This window comes from Pseudomonas avellanae BPIC 631 (assembly GCF_000444135.1).
Classification (GTDB): Bacteria; Pseudomonadota; Gammaproteobacteria; order Pseudomonadales; family Pseudomonadaceae; genus Aquipseudomonas; species Aquipseudomonas avellanae.
The window spans coordinates 1-1,357 of sequence record NZ_ATDK01000014.1; the positions used below are offsets into that span (position 1 = coordinate 1).

Genomic DNA, 1,357 nt, shown 5'->3' on the forward strand with positions numbered 1-1,357 from the left:
CCCGGCCCTGAGCGCAGCGAAGGGAACGCACGTCAGAGGTTGTCAACGATCGAGCTGCGCCGAGGCCCAAACAGCCAGGGCACTCCTCTCCTATTGCGATCGAGCAGATCTGAGTGATTGAGCCAAAGCCAGAACGTCACCAGCTGCTGCAGGAGGAAGCCAGGCTTCAACCTTGACCCAATCAGCAGGCAAATCCTCCAGGCGCGCCCGAATGCGTGCCATAAGCCTGTGAACCACCTGCCGGGACAATCCAGTCTCCAAGGCTGCTTCGGACACGCTGGCACCCATGACCAGGACAAGCCTGGCAGCACTTATCGAGCGATCGGAGAACGCCCGACGTCGATTCTGGCCCGCAAGCACGTTCATGACCCGCTCAAATTCGTCCGCGGCCATCAGGGCGCAGGGTGAAACAGGACTGATCATCCTGATCAACTGGGCGATCTGGGCGTTGCTGTAGTGTTGGATGATCTTCGTTGCAAGACCAGGCAGGTCAGGATCGACAATCATAGGGGCAGACCAGGCTGAAAGAAGTCAAAACTACAGGAATCGCAACCACATGTAACCTGTATCAAGCTGCAGTTTTGACACTGACTTCAACGTGCATGCCGCCCTGGGCGAGCATGTTGATCAATCGATCCACGCTGAAAAGGTCGATCTTCCCGCGCTGGAGTTCTGAAATGCGGGGTTGCGTTACGTTGAACAGCTGCGCAGCGTCAGCCTGCGAGAGCTGACGCACCTCGATAAAGTCTCGGATAGCCGTCATTAGGCTGGTTCGAATACGCATGTTCTCTGCTTCGGCTGGTGAGTCCTCCAGGGCGTCCCAGACGCTGCTGAAGGCTTGATTTGATTCAGTCATTAGTTCAACTCCTTAGTCAGTTCTTTCATCCGCTTGGCGGCGAGGTCAAGGTCATGCTTGCTCGTTTTTTGCGTCTTCTTTTGGAAGCAGTGCAGGACATAAACCGCCGTCGCGAATTTCGCAACGTAGATCACACGGAAGGCGCCGTGGGCGTCCCTGATCCGTATCTCCTGTACCCCTGGACCAACGGTCGTCATGGGCTTCCAATCGTCAGGCTCATTGCCCACCTGCACCCTATCCAGCTGAAAGCCGGCCTCACGGCGAGCAGAGATTGGAAACGCTCTCAGGTCGTTTAGAGCTGAGCCCATAAAGATGATTTGTTTGAGGACTTTGTTCATGGACTAATTATACGTGATCACGTATATCTACGTCTCTTTTATTTTACCTGCAGTTGTGTCACCACATGGTGCTACTTATTATCGTCAACATAGGGTCTACCCCAAGTGACACGAAAATCAGCCCAACAGATTTCAGCTTTGCGCACTTAACGTACACCCAATT

At 54.2% G+C, this 1,357-nt stretch carries 3 protein-coding genes; all 3 read right to left on the bottom strand.

Translation table 11 applies throughout. The annotated features are described in order from the left end of the window. Nucleotides 1-90 precede the first annotated feature (90 nt). The 3 genes from DW49_RS0100735 to DW49_RS0100745 all read right to left on the bottom strand — a co-directional run bounded on the left by DW49_RS0100735 (nucleotide 91) and on the right by DW49_RS0100745 (nucleotide 1,194). Entirely contained in the window at nucleotides 91-507 is a 417-nt protein-coding gene (locus tag DW49_RS0100735; RefSeq protein WP_024420291.1) for a TrfB-related DNA-binding protein, read from the bottom strand. Between the two features lie 61 nt (nucleotides 508-568). Further along, the gene (locus DW49_RS0100740) at nucleotides 569-856 is read right to left on the bottom strand and encodes a helix-turn-helix domain-containing protein (RefSeq protein ID WP_005622028.1); all 288 of its coding nucleotides are present in this window, start codon (nucleotides 854-856) and stop codon (nucleotides 569-571) included. Then, nucleotides 856-1,194: a type II toxin-antitoxin system RelE/ParE family toxin gene (locus DW49_RS0100745; protein WP_024420290.1), complete on the bottom strand. Its 339-nt coding sequence runs from the start codon at nucleotides 1,192-1,194 to the stop codon at nucleotides 856-858. The genes DW49_RS0100740 and DW49_RS0100745 overlap by 1 nt, the downstream gene beginning before the upstream one ends. Nucleotides 1,195-1,357 lie beyond the last annotated feature (163 nt).

Bases quoted from the DNA above. Each gene is read 5' to 3' on its own strand.
- DW49_RS0100735 (WP_024420291.1), bottom strand. From the start codon at position 507: ATGATTGTCGATCCTGACCTGCCTGGTCTTGCAACGAAGATCATCCAA.
- DW49_RS0100740 (WP_005622028.1), bottom strand. From the start codon at position 856: ATGACTGAATCAAATCAAGCCTTCAGCAGCGTCTGGGACGCCCTGGAG.
- DW49_RS0100745 (WP_024420290.1), bottom strand. From the start codon at position 1,194: ATGAACAAAGTCCTCAAACAAATCATCTTTATGGGCTCAGCTCTAAAC.